The following is a 16278-nucleotide window of genomic DNA, read 5'->3' on the forward strand; positions in this document are numbered from 1 at the left end:
CCCGACGGTGAAGCGGAGGAGCAGCGGAAGTTCACGGCTCTGCACCTGCGGTGTCCGATCCGTGAGTGCGGGTCACCCCGACTGATGACGGTTAGCCGGAAACACCGTCGGGATGGGTTCCGGCACTTCCCGGGGGCCGGCGGTCACGGGCCCGAAGGTGTCTTTCACATGCAGGCCTCAGAATTCGTCGCTGTCTGGCTTCGCAGCAAGTACCCGGAGTGTCGTGTGCAGAAGGAGGAGCGTTCAAACAGCGCGGGGGAGCGGCGCGCGGACGTCATGATCACGCACCCAACGGGCATTCGGATCGCCGTTGAGATTCAGTACGCCGGTCTATCCCCGGAAAAATGGCAAGCGCGCCACGACTCCTACAAGGCGCAAGGGATCCAGGATGTGTGGTTATTCGGCCATCACGGGGATCAGCTGACCCCCGCCCGACGCGAGCCTGGCGGTGTGCTCCTGAACCCGACCCATGAGCAGGTCATAGAGGCGGGGCTGCCGCTGCTCTGGATCAACGCGTACACCGGGCAGTTGGGTACAGCGATTGTTCAAGCGCGCGGTGCCGGTGACCGATCCGTGGATGTCCCGGCCACCAGTGGCGTCGGCTACCTGGACCTCAGCGACCTGAACGTGTTTAGGCTCGGTGGCACGGGACTCACCAGTGACCGGCTCGAGGAACTGGCCGGGAACCGTGACGCTGTCGCCGCGTTCCGCCTCCTGGCGGCGCAACAGGAGGCGGAGCGCCAAGCGCAGGCTGAGGCCGCCGCCGAGATACAGAGGTTGGCGAAGATTGCCAGGGCCGCTGACTATGAGCGGAGACGTGCTGAAGCGGCGGCCATGGCCGAGCTGCTGCGACCGGAGTGGGAGGCCAGCGAACTTTACGCGCGCACCCTCGCCCGGTTTGGCGGCCAGTGGCCGGCACACCTGAACGTGACACCAGTGTGGGGAGCAGGCATCCCTCTGCCCCGCGGACAGTGGCAGGCCGCGCTGGCTGCGGACTTCATCGACGGTCGACCGGTCGGCTTCTCGGTCACCGCGGCGGAGTGCGCGAAACACCTGTCGATACCCGGAATGCGGCTGTGGGATGTGGAGACCGTGGTCCGTGAATGGCTCGTCTCGCTCAGCAGGTCCGGGCATGTCAGCGGACAGCAGCTGGTGCCTGGGTCTGACAAAGAGAATGCAAGGTTCGCCGTGCGCCTTCCGCCGCGCCCGGACCAACTCGTCGGGGGTAAGTTCATTCCGCCGGAAACCTTGGCTGAGAAGATCACGCGGATCGCCACCGAACGCGCGGAGACATCACGGCTTAGCGTGATGCGACAGGTCAACGTCGTGTTGAGCACAGCGGAAACCGTTCAGACGAAAGCGGAGAGAATCGCCGCCCAGATGAGAGCTGCCGGTGTTCGATCAGTGGAGGAACAGGCTACGAACCCTCCCTGCGTGTACTGCCGGTTGCCGCTCTTCGACGCGTTTGTGGCGCAGGGATACCACAGTGTCTGCGCGCCGGGGTGGGCGGCCGGGACGAGCTGAAGCACCGCTGATCGCCTCGGGCATTGGGCTGCGATGCACGTCGAGGTTGATCTTCACTGCTTCCGCTGGTCGCTGAGCGATATCCGGCTAGCTCCGAATGCGGCCTGCCATCTGGCGGCGGTATTCCTTGATGGTCGTTCTGCCAACGACGAAGCCGTTTCCACGCAGCGAATCACAGATCGTTGTGCTCGATACGGCAGGGTTCTTGAGGTGGCGCTCGAGATTCGTACGCGACGCGGCGTCAAGTTCTTCGAGGTATCGCTGGATCTTGCGGGATTGGGTTGCCGGGATCGATGCGTACAGGGGATGCTCTCCCTTGGGCTCGTGGGGAGTTGTGCGCGCTTCGACGCTAGAGGTGCGATGAGCTCCCTGGGAAAGAGCATGGCCGAACGTGAGTCCGTCCTCGTCCCGGATGGCCGTGTCCTGCACCGCGGATCGTTGGATTGCTGCTGATCCCTGTGGCCCTTCCTCGACGAGTGCTCCCCATGATCGCAGGCACGCACCGAGCAGGATTCCTGAGGCCTGCTTGAAACCGTTCATCGCGAGCAACAAAGTCAGATACGACTCGGCGGCCGCATCCTTTGAATCTTGACTACCGAGGCTGCCTGACATCGCCTGGCGGGTGACCCAGGACAAACAAGCCGACAGAAAGGGATCGCTTGCCGGGGTCCGGGCTTCGAGGCTGATGTTTGGCATGTTCGGAGTAATGGGGGCGGTGGTGCGTTCGGACGAGTTAGGCATTGCATTCCTTCTGGGTCAGGTTCATCGGCTGTTCGGGGAACCGGCGAGGCTCTGACAGGTAGTGGTGTGACAGGGGGCTGAATCGCAACATGAGACAGCAACTTCTTGCACTGAGATATCGAGATTCCAACGATGCACCGTGCGGTGACGGCCTCAGCCCCGGAGGTGCGGTTAGCGCAGCCTTCACGCTGCCGCCTGCCCCTCCTCGTCAGCGCGGTTCAGGTATTCGTGAAGGTTCGGGGCTGTTGCCGCCAGGGCTTTCTCCGCCTGATTCACAGCTACTCTGGCGGCGCGGACGGTGATCCCACGGGAGGCGGCCAGGTCTTTCAGGCTGCGTGGCATGCCGCCTTCCAACCCCCATCGATCCACGAGCAGGGCGCGGTGGAACTTAGAAATCCTCTTCAGTTCATTGGCCACAGCAGTCCGCTTCTCATCGTCAGGAGCTTCCTCTGCCGGCCAATAATGCTCACCTGGGAGGAGGTCGGCAAACGTGAGAGCGTCGTTGCTGATGGGCCTCCTCGACGATTTGGAACGGGCGATCGTGATGTCCTCCTTCGCTGCATGTCGATGCTGCTTCCGGTTGAGATGATCGGCGGGCATCTCAGCCCCCGCCACCGCCTCCCCTTCAAGTGCGGCGTTCGCCCGGAGGTAGGAATGCAGTGGAACGTTCGTGGTCGGGTCGTAGTTGCCGATCACCTCAACACACGCCAGGAGTGCCTGGCCCGCCCGGTCATCCGAACCCTGCAAGCCGTGCCGGCCGAGGGTGGCCAGGTCGATGATCCATGGGGTGTAGGCGGTGAGCAAGTTGTTGCGGGCAGTGCGGGCGATGGTCTGAGTCGTCTCGGTGGCGGCGATGCGACTGCCGGCGGCCATCTGAACGATCAGGAGCGAATGAATCGCCTGGTCGAGGGCGACCCCGCGCGGGGCTGGGTGAATCGGGTGGGACTTGGGTATTGGTCTTGCGGTCTTGGTATCCATTCGTTCTTCCTCTGGATGGCGGCACCGAAATGGGGAGAGCTGATGCTCACTGGGGTAGTGGAGGAAAGTGCGGTCGGAACGCAACGCATATGCGCATATAGGTGCTCGCGCGTGTGCGATCGAGTATCTGGGTGGCAGGGGCCTCGCCGGCCACTCGCCTTCGCTGGCCACACTGCCCGGAGATGCCCGGGGATTGGCCAGCGATTGGCCAGGCCCAGTTCCGCGCTATGACTGGGATGCAGAGACATTTAGAGATATATGACCAGTTCTATGTAAGTAGATAGGCCTCTCTGAGCGTTTTGCCTCTCTACGTCTTCGTGGCTATTTCCCTCAGGGTCTCTCCTTTTTCCGTTTTCCGGGCATTGTCACGTACCTGCTCTCGCATCCCAGTCATAGCCCCGATCTGCCTCTGGGCAGGCCCTGGCCGATGCTGGCCAATCGTCCAATCCCCGGCAATCCCTGGCCAGACCCGCCAGAAGTTCTCGGTACCGCCGTTGCGTTTCCTGCTGCTCTTCCGCCACTACTCGTCGAGCTGATCAGCTCCCGGTTGCTACCGGCACGAAGAACGAGCCCTAGGGGTACAAGACGATGAGCACCACCAATTTGTGCAAGGCCGACTGGCTTGCGCACCACCACGCCATATACGCCCGCCACGCTGAGGCCTACCCTGCCGGCGCCGCAATCAGCATCTGCGCGCGCAGCGCAGGGTCCAGCGTCTTCCGCACGGCAGGCTTTGCCGTTCCTGGTGACGCCGAGTCCGCGTGGAAGCTCATCGAGCGTGAGGCGGCCAAGGGCGGCGACACCTGGGTTTCAGTCGGAATCATGGATGCACAAGTTGCAATCGCCGGCGGCCGGGGGAAGAAGTCGGACGTGCTCGGGCTCGTCGCGTTGGTCGTAGACATCGATACCGCCGACGGGGAACACCGAGTGTCCGGCAACCCAACCCGCGCCGAGGTCGAAGAGTGGTTGGGCGAGCTCCCCGCCCCGACCGTCTCCGTAGACAGCGGCGGCGGCTTTCACTGGTGGTTCGCCCTGGACACGCCCATCGACCCGCACTCCGCCGAAGGTGCTGAGCTCATTGCCCGCCACAAAGCCTTCTGGCTGGCCTCCGGTGCTGCTCGCGGCCGTAACATCGACGCCGGCCCCCTTGCCACCCTCACTCAGGTACTTCGACCGGCCGGCACCGTCAACGCCAAGGGCGTGGAACCGCGGGCCGTCACACTGGTCACGGCCAGCGGCCCCGTGTACAGCCATCAGGATCTCCTGAACATCTACCCGCCCCTCCCCGCCAATGCCGCAGCCGCCATCCGTAACCGCTCAATCGCTGGCTCATCAACCCTGCCAGCCCCGCGCGACCCGAATGCCGAACCGCGTCTGGGCGATCTGTTCGCGGCTGCATTCCCAGTCGACACTTTCCTTCAGGAAGTTTTCGGCGCGAATCTACGTGGATCAGGTGTGTCCATGCCGGACGCCTCCGGCGATATTGCCGACCGCGACTCCGGCCGTTTCTTCGAATCTGGCGACGTGCAGCGCGTGACCTTTTTCTCGTCGACCGCGCAGGCCGCATTCGGCCTGGACGACGACGCACACTCCTACACCAGCTTCGACGTACTCGCGCACTCAATCGGCGGGTATAAGGAAGCCGCTGCCCTTATCCGCCCGTTCGACCGTGAGTGGGTCAACGCAGATCTGGTGCACGCAGTTCACGCGGCGATGCGCCCCAAAGTCGCGGAAGCGTTCGGAGTAGTCAGGCCCGTCTCCTCGGCGGGCCCGCTCCCGCTGCCGGCACCTACCTCATACGACGGAATCCCGCACTCCGACGCCCCCCCATACGATCCGGAGTACGACCACGCCCTGCCAGCCGCCGTCGTCGTGCAGGAGCCGACGCAGCCTGCCCTCCACCGGTCGGCCGCCGCCACCGAGCGGGCCACCCTGGACGCACTCCTAGCCACCTACGAAACGCTGCCCACGCCAGTTGGCACCGTGATCGTCCTTGCTCCGGAGAGTGCCGCAGTTCGTCCAGACTCAAGCCCCCCGAGTCAGCCCGCGAAGGCAGAACTCACCGTCGCCTCGGCCATTGAGACGAAGACGTCGGCGACCTTCGAGCTGTCCAACAACGTCGAGGTCCGCTTGTGGGAAGGGGACGACCACGGGGTCTACGAGATGGTGAAAACAGTCGACAACAAAGGCAAAGTGGCGTGGAAGGCCACCAAGATCTGTGATTGGGTCCCGTGGCGTTCGATGGTCGTATCCCGCGCCACGATCAAGAACGGTGTGCCCGTCGAGAGCGGCGAGAAGATGGTTACCGTCACCATTGCCCGGGCCGACCGTGTTGTCCGCTCGGCTCCCGGTTTTTCGCCGGAGGACGCTACCAACCCGGCCGCGGTCGTGCAGCGCCTCGACATGGGAGTGGCGTTGCCGATCGGCAGCACCAAGAAGGAACATTTGGCGAACGTGCTCCGTGAGCTCGGCTCCGACGATACCGCCACACGGATCCAGGAACTGACGACGATGGGCTGGCTCGTCGGCGAGATCGGCGTTCGTGCTGGCGTCACCTACGCTGCGCCCGGCGGATCGGTCAACGGAATAGGGCCTGTGCTTGGCCTGGCGGTTGGCGTTCCGGGTAAGTCGGACATCGATTCGCTGACCTCGACGCATGAGGCGCACGGGTGGCGTCAAATCGCAACGACCGCTGAGGAGCTGCGTGAAGGTGCGCTGGCGTTGGCTGAGTTCATCAAGCTGAGTCCGAACCCTGAAGCGCCCGTCGCGCTGGCTGGGTTCGGAATGATGGCGAGTGCCCCGCTCAGCCTCAGCCGCCGGGCCACACTGATGATCGCAAGCCCGCCGGACATGGGGAAAACGCTGCTGCTGTCAGCGATGCAGTCCTTTCTCACGCCGGCTTGGCGTGCGGGGTGGACGGGCGGCACACTGATCTCGTCTTCTGCCTCCGGCTGCGGCGTCCTCGCCTCCTATTTGTCCTCGGCGACGGGATTCTGGGATGACTACCGCGTCCCCGAGACCCCCACGGACGCTGCCCGCGTCAAGGCTGCATTGGCTCGGGTGTTGCAAGCTTCCTACACTGCGGTGTCCGGCGAGGCCAAGGGAACCCAGAACGGTGGCCTCCGAGGCTCCTCAGACGCGTCGACGACATCAATTGTCTCCGGCGAGGCCCTCAGCGAGGAGCAGGGCATCGCCTCCCGAGTCGTCTCCATCGCGCTGGAAGAAGGCCGTGGGGACGTCGCAATGCTTCCGATGGGTGACGCTCCCATCGACAAATGGCGGAAGTCCCGTCCGGTCGACGCCAACAGACTGTTCGGTGCGTACGTCTCCTGGCTCGCCCGGCAGATCGATGCGCTACCTCGCGGCCTCGCCGAGTGGACAACTGCCAACGACGAACTCAAAGCGAAGCTGATGCAGAAGACCGGCGGCCGGTCGGCAGAGACGGCCGCGGTCATCGCTACCGGCTGGTCGCGGTTCCTGGCCTTCGCAAAAGAGGCCGGTATTGCCGATCTCCTGCCAACGATGGCGGACGTCAACGTCGTGGTGGCCCGCCTCGCCGAGTCATCGGGGGAGCGGGCGCGGAACACGAACCCGGCAAGCACTCTGGTTCGCGCAGTCCGGGACGCGATCGCCGCGGGAAACGTGTACCTCGAACTCGCAACCGGCGGCGTGCCCGTTCTCGATGAGGCCCGTCGGCTGGGCTGGACGGTACGCCGGAACCAGTACGGGGATCACGAGGCGGTACCTTCGCGAACGGCAGCCGGGCTCATCTCGATGGATGGGAAGTACGTCCTTCTCTACGGCGCCGCCATCAAAGATCTGAAGCGATTCACGGCCGTCGCCACCGTGCCTATGGGGCAGGTCGACGCCGGGTTTGCGTCAGTCGTGGTCGCCGGGACCGATCCGGGAGGCAAGAGCCCCGTCCCACTTGGGCTGAACCGAAAGCGCGGTTACGTCGTTGCTGCGGACCTGCTGGACCTTCCAGGTACAGCACTCATGGCGATGAGGGGATCCGAAGCTGAGAAGAACTCCTAAACGCCCAAACCGAACGGCCCGTCCATCTCACTGGTGGACGGGCCGTTCTGCGTTGCCGCGGGCCTACGCAGCATGCCGGCGGCGCTTCGCCGGCGGCACCGCCCTTCAGAAGGTGATTTCTGAATTTGCCCTTTTCCGAAGCTCTTCCCGCACTTTCGCCGCATGTCTCCCTTCTGACGCCGTCCAACCCCGGCGCATTGGGACACAAAAATGTCGAAAGAAATCCTCACCGCGGAGCATGCAGCGGAACTGGCTGCAAAAATCCAGGCCGCCGGCCCGCACGAAACAGCGTCGCAGCGTTCGGCTCGAAAGGAGCGCAACGATGCGCGCGCCAGCAGTGACCGCGAGCCGGAACCGGCCATTCCGCCCGTTGCTTGGGGACTCGCTTCGTACGCTGAAGGCGCCGTGAAGAAGGCAGTCGCTCGCTGGACTGCCGCCAACCCGCAGCTGGAAAGAGAAGACCTCCTGCAGGCAGCCCGGCTCGGAGCGGCGATGGCTGCTCTGACCTTCGACCCTCGAAAGGGTCCCTTCGTCGCGTATGCCAAGCACGACATCTGGGGCTCGATTCGAGATCAGGCAGGCGAGATGCACGGTCACGTCTCCATCCCCACCGATCTGGTGAGCGCCACGCCGCGTGGTTCGGAAGCTCAGAAAGCTGCCGCTGGTGCCTGGTCCAAAACGGTCTCATTCGATCATGACGACGGTGAGAACGCTCCTCTCCGAGATCGCCTCGCCGCCTCTCCCTCATCGCTCTCGATCGAGGAAAAGCTGTACATTCGGGCGGCCGTCAGGAGCCTGAGCGCAATGTACCAGCAGGTCCTCGCGTTGGTCATCGACGCGGACCTGACCAGTGCGGAGGCGGCGAAGGTCCTGTGCATCTCCGAGCAGGCGGTCCGGGCTAGGCGCAAGCGCGCTCTCGCAGCCCTGGAAATCATTCTCAAAGACTTTCTGTCCTGACGTTGCGTTTCCGGTGCCGCTCACCCCACTACCAACCAAGGGAGCAACGTCCTCCCGGAAGACTCGATTGGAAGTGAGCAGCACATGGTTTACGACATCCTCGCCGAGGGGCTCGAAGCAGTTGAAAACGACGTCTGCGCCAGGACGCTGGCTGGCAGGACCGTCACGTTCTGCGCCAGGATCTCCGTCTTGAACGACGCCGATCACCCGGTTGCTGTAGTTCGGCTCGGTGTGCTCGGTAGTCACGTCCAGCACGAAGTCCGAGTAACGCTCGATTGCTTCGGCCACGGTGGTTTCAGTCTCTCCGCGATCGATGATGGGCTCGGCTCGATTGCATATGGCATAGGAGAAGTTTTCGGTCTCGACGTCGGCAATGTGCCGCGGCGCTGCGTTAACACCCAGTCGTGGACTCTTAGGGCCGAGACCATCAAGAACCGTCGTGAACGACCCCTCGAAGTTCCGGTATCCAGAACGCCGCGAGCGGAGCCGTGGAATGTCAGCCGCGACAACACCGCTAGAGAAGAGCCGCAGGAGACCATGCCCCGCACCCTGGGAAGCTTGATGGATTCCGACCTCGGGAGTGACATAACAGTTCTCGCAGTCCGCCCTGCCAGAGGAATAGTCACCGAGCTTGTACAAGGTCTGGAGTCACCTGGCGCGTCGCGGCGGCTTCTCACACTCGTGCGTCTCTCGACGGATGCAGGCTTCACGCGGACCTATGACAGCACGATGACCTTCGCCCACTCGACATGACGACCTGTGCCCAACCGCAACCCAACCCAGAAAGAGAAAAGATGCAAAGTGACATCGAAGCGCACATCACCAAGCTTCAGGCCATGAACTCGCGCACCATCGAGCTCCGGGAAACCGTCGCTCGCTTGGACGCCAAGGTCTACGTCGGATTCAGCGAGGCGCAGCGCCACAACCGTGCCTTGGCAGATGACTACTGGGAACTGGCCAAGGAATTCGCACTCGCTCATCGGGAGGCAACCTCCTACTGGCCGTGGCCGCACCTGCGCCCTCCGAGCGTCCCGGGCCCCTCGGACGAAAAGTCCTACATCTCGTACGACTGCCGCCAGTGTTTCCACGCCGGGACGGACATGGTCTCCATTGCGCCACCGACGTGCCAGCGGTGCGGTACCCGAGTCGAGCACGTTCCGCTTTGAACGCGAGCCGTGGTCAGGATCATCGGCTCGCGTGATGGCGCCATGTAACCGGTCGCGATGCGGGGTAGGTGACTTCTATCGGAGTTCAGGTGTGTGCCGCGCATGCACGCCGTGGCAGCGAAACCCCCGCGGCTGGCTCTCCTCTGAGTAGTGAAACAACCGGGCGACTCTTCGGAGTCGCCCGGTTCCACTTGAGGAAGATGCCAATACCTATCCCAATGGATTATGCCGCCTCGTGAAGATCTTGGCGCGGATACTCGCCGCCCTACCGTCTGCTCTGCGTAACGTCCCGTTTACGCACCGGACGTCGTTTAGACATCGCACACCAATAGCTTCCGGGCACGGATGAAAGGTTACCCATGACAAACCAGCCATTGCACGATCTTGCCCGAGAGCGAGAGCGAGTGGCGATTGAACGGCGAATTTCGCGCGCGGCGACGTGGGCTTTTGCGGCCACAGTTCTGGTCGCGCTGACGGGATGCAGCTCGGGGGCGGCCTCCACCGATGGGATCTCGTCCTACACCGTGACCGGGCAGGAATCGACCGCCCAACCCGCGTCCGAACCAGCTGCAGCGCCGCAGCCCAAAGATCAACCCGCAATACAGCCGGTGGTACCCGCGGGACCGGTCCCTGCGGCACCGGTCCCTGCGGCACCGGTCCCTGCGGCACCGGTCCCGGCCGCACCGGTCCCGGCGGTACCCGTTGACCTACCACCTCAGCCCTTGGGTCCACCGACGATCACCCGCACGGGCGCCTTCCCTGGTTTGCAGTTTCAGTCGCCGCAGATAACCGTCAACATATATACCGATGTCACAGCAGCGGAGGGGGTGTCGTACGTGGCCCTCCGCGTCAGAACTCCCACAGGAAGCTCCGGACCACTCTCAGCCGGTTTGGTGTCGGGAACCAAGTTCCAAGGAAGATGGAGTATCAGCTACCTTGCCGAATGCCGCAACTTTCCGGCTGGTTCCGCGATGTTCCTGACCCCGACCGTCACGGACAACGTTGGAAACGTGGTGGAGGGTGCGGAACAGACAATTTCAGTGTCCTATGTCGGCAACGGTAAGCCGTTCACGTGCCCTTGATGCCGAGATTGAGCAGATCTGAAGTCGGCCAAAAGTAACTGGGCTCGTGTGAGGATCTAGTTCCCGCGTCGGGGTTGGCGTTCCCCTGGCCGACCGCTTGCGGCACTGCCCCAGGAGTTGTTCGGCGAGACTGTGTGAGGACAGCGCTGGCTGCGTTCTTACCGGTGCTGCTGCCGCAAGCCAAGATGCTGTCGGTGAGTTGCCGGTCGACCGTCGCACCTGCTGCGCTCGTCACATGTCGCGCTAGTCGAGCCATAAATGAGCAGCTGCAGGAGATCGAACGGAAGAACGCTTGGTCGTCCAGTCCTAGATCCTCTGTTGTGAGCCACGGTTCCGTCCCGGTGAGCTCAACACACTCGCACCATGCCCTATCTTTCGATGGCAGGTGGGGCGTTGTGCGTTTTTCGACGCGTTCAATGTGCCGCATGCTGCACCGGTCGCTCGACCACCGCGCATGATGCCCTCGGAGGTCAAATTGAATTTGACGGCCCCTGGGGAGGCCCCTAAACAAACGGGTCCCAGCGCATCCAATGTCGCTCGGGCGTTGAGCCGCCGAACAGGGCGTTCCCATGAGGGCGTATTGCCAAACCCCTCCAAGGCCATGTGCTGCCCGTGGCGGGTGGCGCCTAGCATGACGCGTCGTACTCAGCGCGCATCTCCATCACGGCCAATTCGTCGGCCCCGCTGGTGGGTGCTGTAGCCCAGGAGGGGCGTTCTGAGGTAGCCCAAGAGGGTCGCTTCACCACGCTCTCGGACCGCGAACGTTCGATCTCGCTGGCCTTGGCGTCGATCTGCTGCGACAGAACCTCGCAAGCCTGGGCGATCTCGGCCTGGCGCGCGTCCTCTTCCTGACGTAACTCTTGTTTTTGCAGGATCTCTTCTTCGCGTGCAATCGTTTGCGCCGCGGAGCCCATATAAATGAACGCGAGAGTGACGGTGATGAGGATTGGGAGCCAGATCCATTTCCTCCAAGATTCCCAGCTCCGGCACTTCGCCCACATTGCGATGCCGGCGATGACTGCGATCAGGCCACCGGTGGAGCGAAAGTCCCAACGGAAGTATTCGGTGATGCCGAAGGTAGATGCGGCGACGAACTGGGCGCCCCATGACACGAATCCAAGAAGGAAGAGCGCTGCAAACCCGAATCCGAACTTGAAGGACTTGAATCTGTCATGTTTCTTGGCAGGTGCACTAGCTGGGTTAGCTCCCACCGTCCTGCCGGGATCCACTGTCACAGTCGGACGCAGCGCAAGGTCAGCCCGAGCCGCAGCCCAAGCGGCCTGCTCAGCGACTGGCGGCGAAACTCGGGCACCGGCTTGTTGCACGGTCGGCTGGTCGGCGCGCCACCCGGAATAGTATGCCCAGGCGTTCGTTTCAGATGACAGGATCTGGTCCGCCAACGCTTGATTCATTTTGATTCCCAGCACGCCGCGGGCATGTTCATCGCCGAGAGATGCTTTGAAATGGTCAAACGTTGTCCAGCCTCCAACAGGGGGACGTGCCGGTGTCCCCGTTGCACGGAGTGTGGCCTCATGGTTCGGATTCTGCGGTCGTGTTCGGTCGCCGGTTCCCCCCGTCTCACGCTGCTGCTTCCACGCGAGGTACTCCGCGTAATCCTCGGGAGTTTGTTTATCCACTGTCGGCCCTTCACTGAGTTCGAGGCCGTCGCCCCCCACCGACCCACATTACGGGCGAGCTGAGGCACGGGGATTGAATGCGCCCATAACTGGGGTGCGCGTGTGGTTACCGCAGCCGCCACCATTGCTTCACTCGTTTCCTATGACGAATGCGAGGCGCCCCGCGGATTCGGGAGCGAGCGAGTCTCGGTGGCTTTTCAGACGGCCCAAACGGACAGCTTCATTGTTCACGGCAGAAGGGACGTTGCCGATTTCTGCCATTCTTCGACATCGTGCCGCGCATGTACTCGGTGAGGTAGCCGACCGGCTCCCTCAGCTTCCAACTCGGCTACACCGGGGCGGGCCTCTAACGGGGTTCGCCCCGCCCTGGCTTGAGGCGGATAACCGTAATCGAACAAGCGAGGCACCAAAAATGACAATTATTATTCTCGTGGGCGGCACTCAGGAACTGGCCAACCACCTCTCAATCGAAACCAACTTGCGTGCAACTGCACGCGTCGGACGTGGCGTGAAGTTTCGCTCCAACCCGAAGCTCGACGAGTTTGGCCCCGTCGTGTACTCATTCACGCCGGCCGACGCAGTTGCGGACGGCACCTTCGTTCGTCTTCCGAAGCCGCTGGCGGCCGAAGTCCTATATGACTTGCCGGTCGTGTTGACCCGAGCCGCCTATGAGGACGCGGTCCTCTGGGAGCGCGGGCTAAACGAAACCGAAGACACGCGTGGGTACGACGTCCTCTGGATGGCCAAGCGTCAGGCACTCAACGCTCTCAACGCTCCTGGGGAGCGCTTCCCTTACACCATGCACCGCATCGAAAACCGCACGTCGGATGGTCGCATCAGCACCTCACTGTCATGGGAGCGCATCTGCCTCCACGTGGTCGCACAGCCGTACAACCGGTCCGGCGACCCCTGCATCACCATCCTGCTGCCGAACGAGGACTGAGAGGGATGCAGCTCAGCTTGGCGTGCTCTTTGAGCTGAGCTGCATTGGTTTCTCTACGACGGCCGAAACTTCGCGTGACGGCATTCATCACTCGGTGTCTCTGTCCTGGTTCGACTTTTGCTGCTCTCGGCATTCCCGGCGTTCCGGGGCATACGTTAGACGTCTCGCGGCCTGGGCGTCTAGCCTTCAGGCTCGCCATCCAGCCCGAGTTGCGGCTCGGTGGAGAGCCACGGCTCATCACCGGTCAGCTCCACGGCATCGCCCCACGCCTCATCGGCCACTGGCAGGTGGCGCGGCTTGCTGCCGTCAGTGTGTTCCATGACCCGCAGGCTACACCGGCAGCCCGGGGCGGTCGATCCCAAAGCCGGCCGCAATCCGCACCTGCCGCTTGCTGAGGTGCAGCACGAGCCGCCTGAGCAGAGCACCCAACCATCCGAGTATCTGAGTGCCGGGGTCGGCCGCGATGCACACAACGGCGGTCCAGAGGTGCCCGAGGCCGTGAGTACCAATCTCGATGACCGCGAGAATGCCCGCGTAGAGGCCGGGGTCTGAAAGGGACGTCAGGGTTTCCCTGCCTGCTACACGCGCGGCAGCGGCCAGCCACTTACGCCAACTTCGCTGGGTGGCCTCCATTCGATCAGGTACACCGCGGCAGCCCCCGTCCCCCGCGCATGATGCCAGCGGAGGTAAAATAGAACATGACCACCGCCGGACATGATCGGGCCGCCCTAACCCCACCTCAAGTTGCGGCACGGCTCGTCGCGATTCAGAAGATCTAGCAGTTGGCTGGCCACTTCCCCTCGGCTGAAGCGATGGATCGTGCACGCCGGATCCTCACCGGCGAGACCACTCCGGATAAGGCGCTGGCGAAGATCCACGCGAGGGACTCCCGCCAGTCGCAGGTCACCGGCGCCGACTGTCAATAGGGGAGCGGTTGAGCATCGATCCAGAGGACCGGGGCGAGCGTCACGGCTGTGAGCTCCTCACCAACCCAAGGCCGACGCGGTTTGAACCGCAGCCAGCCCACCTCACCCACCACCATCTCAAATAGGAGGAGCGGGAGAATGTGTCCGATGTAGCTGGCGTGTGGGCCCATAGCGCCACGGAGACGCTGGATGCCGCCGGTTATGGTGCCGTCATTGTGGAGCCGGATTTTCATGACCTCCAGTTCGGTGACCCCGATGTACTGGAAGCGGGGAGAGGAAATATCCGCCCGGCTCGGGCCGAGCCCGTCATCCATCATGGTGTCGGAACGAAGAACGGGCCGGGCACCTGCTCGACGCTGAGCACCAGGCCCCCGGTGAAGCCTCGGCCTCCTACCCAGTTCAGGGCAGCGGGCTCCCCGAGCTCGAAAGAGACGCCGACGCACGCTCGGTACGGCTCGGTCTCGCCGATGGAGGCCTCAGAGCGGGCGGAAGCATCATGACGAAGGAAGATGATCGTTTCGGTGGTCGTCGTGATGCGGAAGGCGTTGAAGGCACGGGGGTCTGATTTGGTGGGCATGTGAAGTACATGCGCGGCGTCGGCCTAAACAGGCGTGATCGCGATCTCGCTCCGGGTCGGCAACCGCCCACTGATATTAGGAGAGGCGCCGCACTAGCGACGCTGTTTGGCTTGGTTGGCACAAGAAAATGACCAAGACCAGCCCGCCAAAGGGCACGAATGACAGCAGGAGGACTGGCCACGCAACACCTGTGTCACGGAGTCGTCTGACTGCCACCGCGAGGCTCGGGACTATCGTGCTGAGGAGCCAGAGTGCGGTCAGGGCTCCGAATGTCGCGAAACTGTCGATCAAGAGGGTGCCGACGCCCACCAAGTTGACGAACAGGTACCACCACCAGTATTCGGATCGCCGAGCTATCCCTCCGAACTGGGCGTACTTTGCGAAAACAGTTGTGACTGCGCGCCCGAAGGTCAAGTCGTCTGATTGAAACTGTGACGTGGTGGGTATTCGAGGTGCACCGCTCGGGTCTGTGAACCAAGCCGGCGTCAAACCGGCGGTGGCTATTGTGCGGCTGGGACCCGCAGCCCAAGCGGCCTTGTCCGCGACAGGCGGCGTAACACGGGAGTCAGCCTGCTTGACCGTCAGCGGGTCGGCCCGCCACTTGGTGTAGTACGCATGCGCGATCGTGTCAGACGAGAGGACCCAGTTCGCCTCTGCTTGATTCATTGTGAACCCCAGCACGCCGCGGGCGTAGGTGTTGCCGAGGGATGCCTTGAACTGGTCGAAGGTCGTCTCTCCGTCAATGGGATGATGTCCCGGCGCCCCCGTCACAGTGAGCATCGCCGTACGGTTCGGATCTTGATCAATAGCAAGTCCGCGTGGCGGGACATGGTTTGACAGGTTCAGAGGCGCCGGATGGACGGTCGGCAGCGCAGTGTTCTGCGGTCTGGTTGGGTCCGAAGAACCCGCCGCATCTCGGCGCCGCTTCCACTCGAGATACTCCGGGTAATCTTCGGGAGTTCGTCTGTTCACTGTCGGCCCTTCAGCATGTTTCGACGCCGTCGCCGAGCACCGGCCCCAGACTACGGGCGAGCGGATGCAACGAGAATGAATGAGCCCATAACTGGGGTACGAACGTGGTTACTGCACCCGTCGCATTAACGAATCCCCGTCGCCCCACCTCTCTGGGGCCTCAGTGTCCGAGACGACAGCTCTATCGGACACGGCAGGAGGGGCGTCGCCCATTTCAGCCACTGTTCGACTTCCTGCCGCGCCTGTACTCCGTGAGGTAGCCGACCGGCTTTCTCACCTTCCATCTCGGCGACACCGGGACGGGCCTCTGCAAGGGGTTCGCCCCAGTCTGGCTGGAGGAGGATGCCACTCTCACCAGAATCGAGAAAACTATGAAGCAGAAAACCCGCGATATCGCCGTTCGAGTTCTCCTGACCAGGGACGTCCTGGAAGACATCAAGAATTGGGACTGCCCGCCTGCCGGTCCAAACGGCACTGTTGACGTGCTCGGCATGGCTGGACCTGCCACTCTCCACGCACTTCGCAACCCCGGCAGTCATGTCCCGTTCCAGGTACGTGCATTCCGTGGCCGCGGCTCCGCGAAGACAGCCGAGGCCGTCGAACTCCTGCTCGTCGCAGCCCCGTTCGACTACACCGGGGCAATGTGCATCACGGTCATGTTCGGCATGGATTGGTGAATAGTAATTGTGGAGTCAGCATGCGTTGCCGTCTGGAAGACGCGCTGCCAAACTCCCCTCAG

Annotated in this window: 15 protein-coding genes; 7 read left to right on the forward strand and 8 right to left on the reverse strand. The window is 63.0% G+C overall.

The window, feature by feature from the left end; all coding sequences use genetic code 11:
* Positions 1 to 84 precede the first annotated feature (84 nt).
* Positions 85 to 1524 (forward strand): competence protein CoiA family protein, encoded by a 1440-nt coding sequence (locus tag E3O22_RS12330; protein ID WP_134394998.1) that lies wholly within the window; start codon positions 85 to 87, stop codon positions 1522 to 1524.
* 87 nt (positions 1525 to 1611) lie between these two features.
* Here the strand turns inward: E3O22_RS12330 and E3O22_RS12335 are convergent, their stop codons facing one another.
* Both E3O22_RS12335 and E3O22_RS12340 read right to left on the reverse strand, forming a co-directional pair.
* Positions 1612 to 2265, reverse strand: coding sequence for a hypothetical protein (locus tag E3O22_RS12335; protein WP_134394997.1), 654 nt, complete (start codon positions 2263 to 2265; stop codon positions 1612 to 1614).
* Positions 2266 to 2448: 183 nt separating this feature from the next.
* Positions 2449 to 3243, reverse strand: coding sequence for a hypothetical protein (locus E3O22_RS12340; RefSeq protein ID WP_134394996.1), 795 nt, complete (start codon positions 3241 to 3243; stop codon positions 2449 to 2451).
* A gap of 588 nt (positions 3244 to 3831) precedes the next feature.
* Here E3O22_RS12340 and E3O22_RS12345 point away from each other — a divergent pair.
* The 4 genes from E3O22_RS12345 to E3O22_RS12360 all read left to right on the forward strand — a co-directional run bounded on the left by E3O22_RS12345 (position 3832) and on the right by E3O22_RS12360 (position 9401).
* Entirely contained in the window at positions 3832 to 7278 is a 3447-nt protein-coding gene (locus tag E3O22_RS12345; RefSeq protein WP_134394995.1) for a hypothetical protein, read from the forward strand.
* Between the two features lie 210 nt (positions 7279 to 7488).
* Positions 7489 to 8235, forward strand: coding sequence for a sigma-70 family RNA polymerase sigma factor (locus E3O22_RS12350; protein ID WP_134394994.1), 747 nt, complete (start codon positions 7489 to 7491; stop codon positions 8233 to 8235).
* 84 nt (positions 8236 to 8319) lie between these two features.
* Complete coding sequence (locus tag E3O22_RS12355) at positions 8320 to 8988, forward strand: hypothetical protein (RefSeq protein ID WP_134394993.1); 669 nt, start codon at positions 8320 to 8322, stop codon at positions 8986 to 8988.
* A 41-nt stretch (positions 8989 to 9029) separates the two neighbouring features.
* The gene (locus E3O22_RS12360; RefSeq protein ID WP_134394992.1) at positions 9030 to 9401 is read left to right on the forward strand and encodes a hypothetical protein; all 372 of its coding nucleotides are present in this window, start codon (positions 9030 to 9032) and stop codon (positions 9399 to 9401) included.
* A 1708-nt stretch (positions 9402 to 11109) separates the two neighbouring features.
* On the opposite strand, the gene E3O22_RS12370 is transcribed toward E3O22_RS12360, so the two are convergent.
* Entirely contained in the window at positions 11110 to 12120 is a 1011-nt protein-coding gene (locus E3O22_RS12370; RefSeq protein WP_134394991.1) for a hypothetical protein, read from the reverse strand.
* Positions 12121 to 12532: 412 nt separating this feature from the next.
* Between E3O22_RS12370 and E3O22_RS12375 the strand changes: the two genes are divergently transcribed.
* Entirely contained in the window at positions 12533 to 13063 is a 531-nt protein-coding gene (locus E3O22_RS12375) for a DUF6573 family protein (RefSeq protein WP_134397105.1), read from the forward strand.
* Between the two features lie 179 nt (positions 13064 to 13242).
* On the opposite strand, the gene E3O22_RS15960 is transcribed toward E3O22_RS12375, so the two are convergent.
* The 5 genes from E3O22_RS15960 to E3O22_RS12395 form a co-directional block, all read right to left on the reverse strand.
* Positions 13243 to 13383 (reverse strand): hypothetical protein, encoded by a 141-nt coding sequence (locus tag E3O22_RS15960; RefSeq protein WP_166784640.1) that lies wholly within the window; start codon positions 13381 to 13383, stop codon positions 13243 to 13245.
* Between the two features lie 10 nt (positions 13384 to 13393).
* Complete coding sequence (locus tag E3O22_RS12380; protein WP_134394989.1) at positions 13394 to 13696, reverse strand: hypothetical protein; 303 nt, start codon at positions 13694 to 13696, stop codon at positions 13394 to 13396.
* 286 nt (positions 13697 to 13982) lie between these two features.
* Positions 13983 to 14306: a hypothetical protein gene (locus E3O22_RS12385; RefSeq protein ID WP_134394988.1), complete on the reverse strand. Its 324-nt coding sequence runs from the start codon at positions 14304 to 14306 to the stop codon at positions 13983 to 13985.
* The gene (locus E3O22_RS12390) at positions 14303 to 14566 is read right to left on the reverse strand and encodes a hypothetical protein (RefSeq protein ID WP_134394987.1); all 264 of its coding nucleotides are present in this window, start codon (positions 14564 to 14566) and stop codon (positions 14303 to 14305) included. Before E3O22_RS12390 ends, E3O22_RS12385 begins: the two co-directional genes overlap by 4 nt.
* A gap of 76 nt (positions 14567 to 14642) precedes the next feature.
* Entirely contained in the window at positions 14643 to 15347 is a 705-nt protein-coding gene (locus E3O22_RS12395; RefSeq protein ID WP_134394986.1) for a DUF805 domain-containing protein, read from the reverse strand.
* A gap of 563 nt (positions 15348 to 15910) precedes the next feature.
* Between E3O22_RS12395 and E3O22_RS12400 the strand changes: the two genes are divergently transcribed.
* Complete coding sequence (locus E3O22_RS12400; protein ID WP_134394985.1) at positions 15911 to 16216, forward strand: hypothetical protein; 306 nt, start codon at positions 15911 to 15913, stop codon at positions 16214 to 16216.
* The last annotated feature ends 62 nt before the right edge of the window (positions 16217 to 16278 follow it).

Source organism: Cryobacterium sp. TMT2-18-2, from assembly GCF_004402245.1.
In the GTDB taxonomy this organism is placed as follows: domain Bacteria; phylum Actinomycetota; class Actinomycetes; order Actinomycetales; family Microbacteriaceae; genus Cryobacterium; species Cryobacterium sandaracinum.

Excerpts from the sequence above, each read along its gene's own strand:
- E3O22_RS12330 (WP_134394998.1), top strand. The coding sequence starts at position 85 with ATGACGGTTAGCCGGAAACACCGTCGGGATGGGTTCCGGCACTTCCCG.
- E3O22_RS12335 (WP_134394997.1), bottom strand. The coding sequence starts at position 2,265 with ATGCCTAACTCGTCCGAACGCACCACCGCCCCCATTACTCCGAACATG.
- E3O22_RS12340 (WP_134394996.1), bottom strand. The coding sequence starts at position 3,243 with ATGGATACCAAGACCGCAAGACCAATACCCAAGTCCCACCCGATTCAC.
- E3O22_RS12345 (WP_134394995.1), top strand. The coding sequence starts at position 3,832 with ATGAGCACCACCAATTTGTGCAAGGCCGACTGGCTTGCGCACCACCAC.
- E3O22_RS12350 (WP_134394994.1), top strand. The coding sequence starts at position 7,489 with ATGTCGAAAGAAATCCTCACCGCGGAGCATGCAGCGGAACTGGCTGCA.
- E3O22_RS12355 (WP_134394993.1), top strand. The coding sequence starts at position 8,320 with ATGGTTTACGACATCCTCGCCGAGGGGCTCGAAGCAGTTGAAAACGAC.
- E3O22_RS12360 (WP_134394992.1), top strand. The coding sequence starts at position 9,030 with ATGCAAAGTGACATCGAAGCGCACATCACCAAGCTTCAGGCCATGAAC.
- E3O22_RS12375 (WP_134397105.1), top strand. The coding sequence starts at position 12,533 with ATGACAATTATTATTCTCGTGGGCGGCACTCAGGAACTGGCCAACCAC.
- E3O22_RS15960 (WP_166784640.1), bottom strand. The coding sequence starts at position 13,383 with ATGGAACACACTGACGGCAGCAAGCCGCGCCACCTGCCAGTGGCCGAT.
- E3O22_RS12380 (WP_134394989.1), bottom strand. The coding sequence starts at position 13,696 with ATGGAGGCCACCCAGCGAAGTTGGCGTAAGTGGCTGGCCGCTGCCGCG.
- E3O22_RS12385 (WP_134394988.1), bottom strand. The coding sequence starts at position 14,306 with ATGATGGATGACGGGCTCGGCCCGAGCCGGGCGGATATTTCCTCTCCC.
- E3O22_RS12390 (WP_134394987.1), bottom strand. The coding sequence starts at position 14,566 with ATGCCCACCAAATCAGACCCCCGTGCCTTCAACGCCTTCCGCATCACG.
- E3O22_RS12395 (WP_134394986.1), bottom strand. The coding sequence starts at position 15,347 with ATGCTCACTGTGACGGGGGCGCCGGGACATCATCCCATTGACGGAGAG.
- E3O22_RS12400 (WP_134394985.1), top strand. The coding sequence starts at position 15,911 with ATGAAGCAGAAAACCCGCGATATCGCCGTTCGAGTTCTCCTGACCAGG.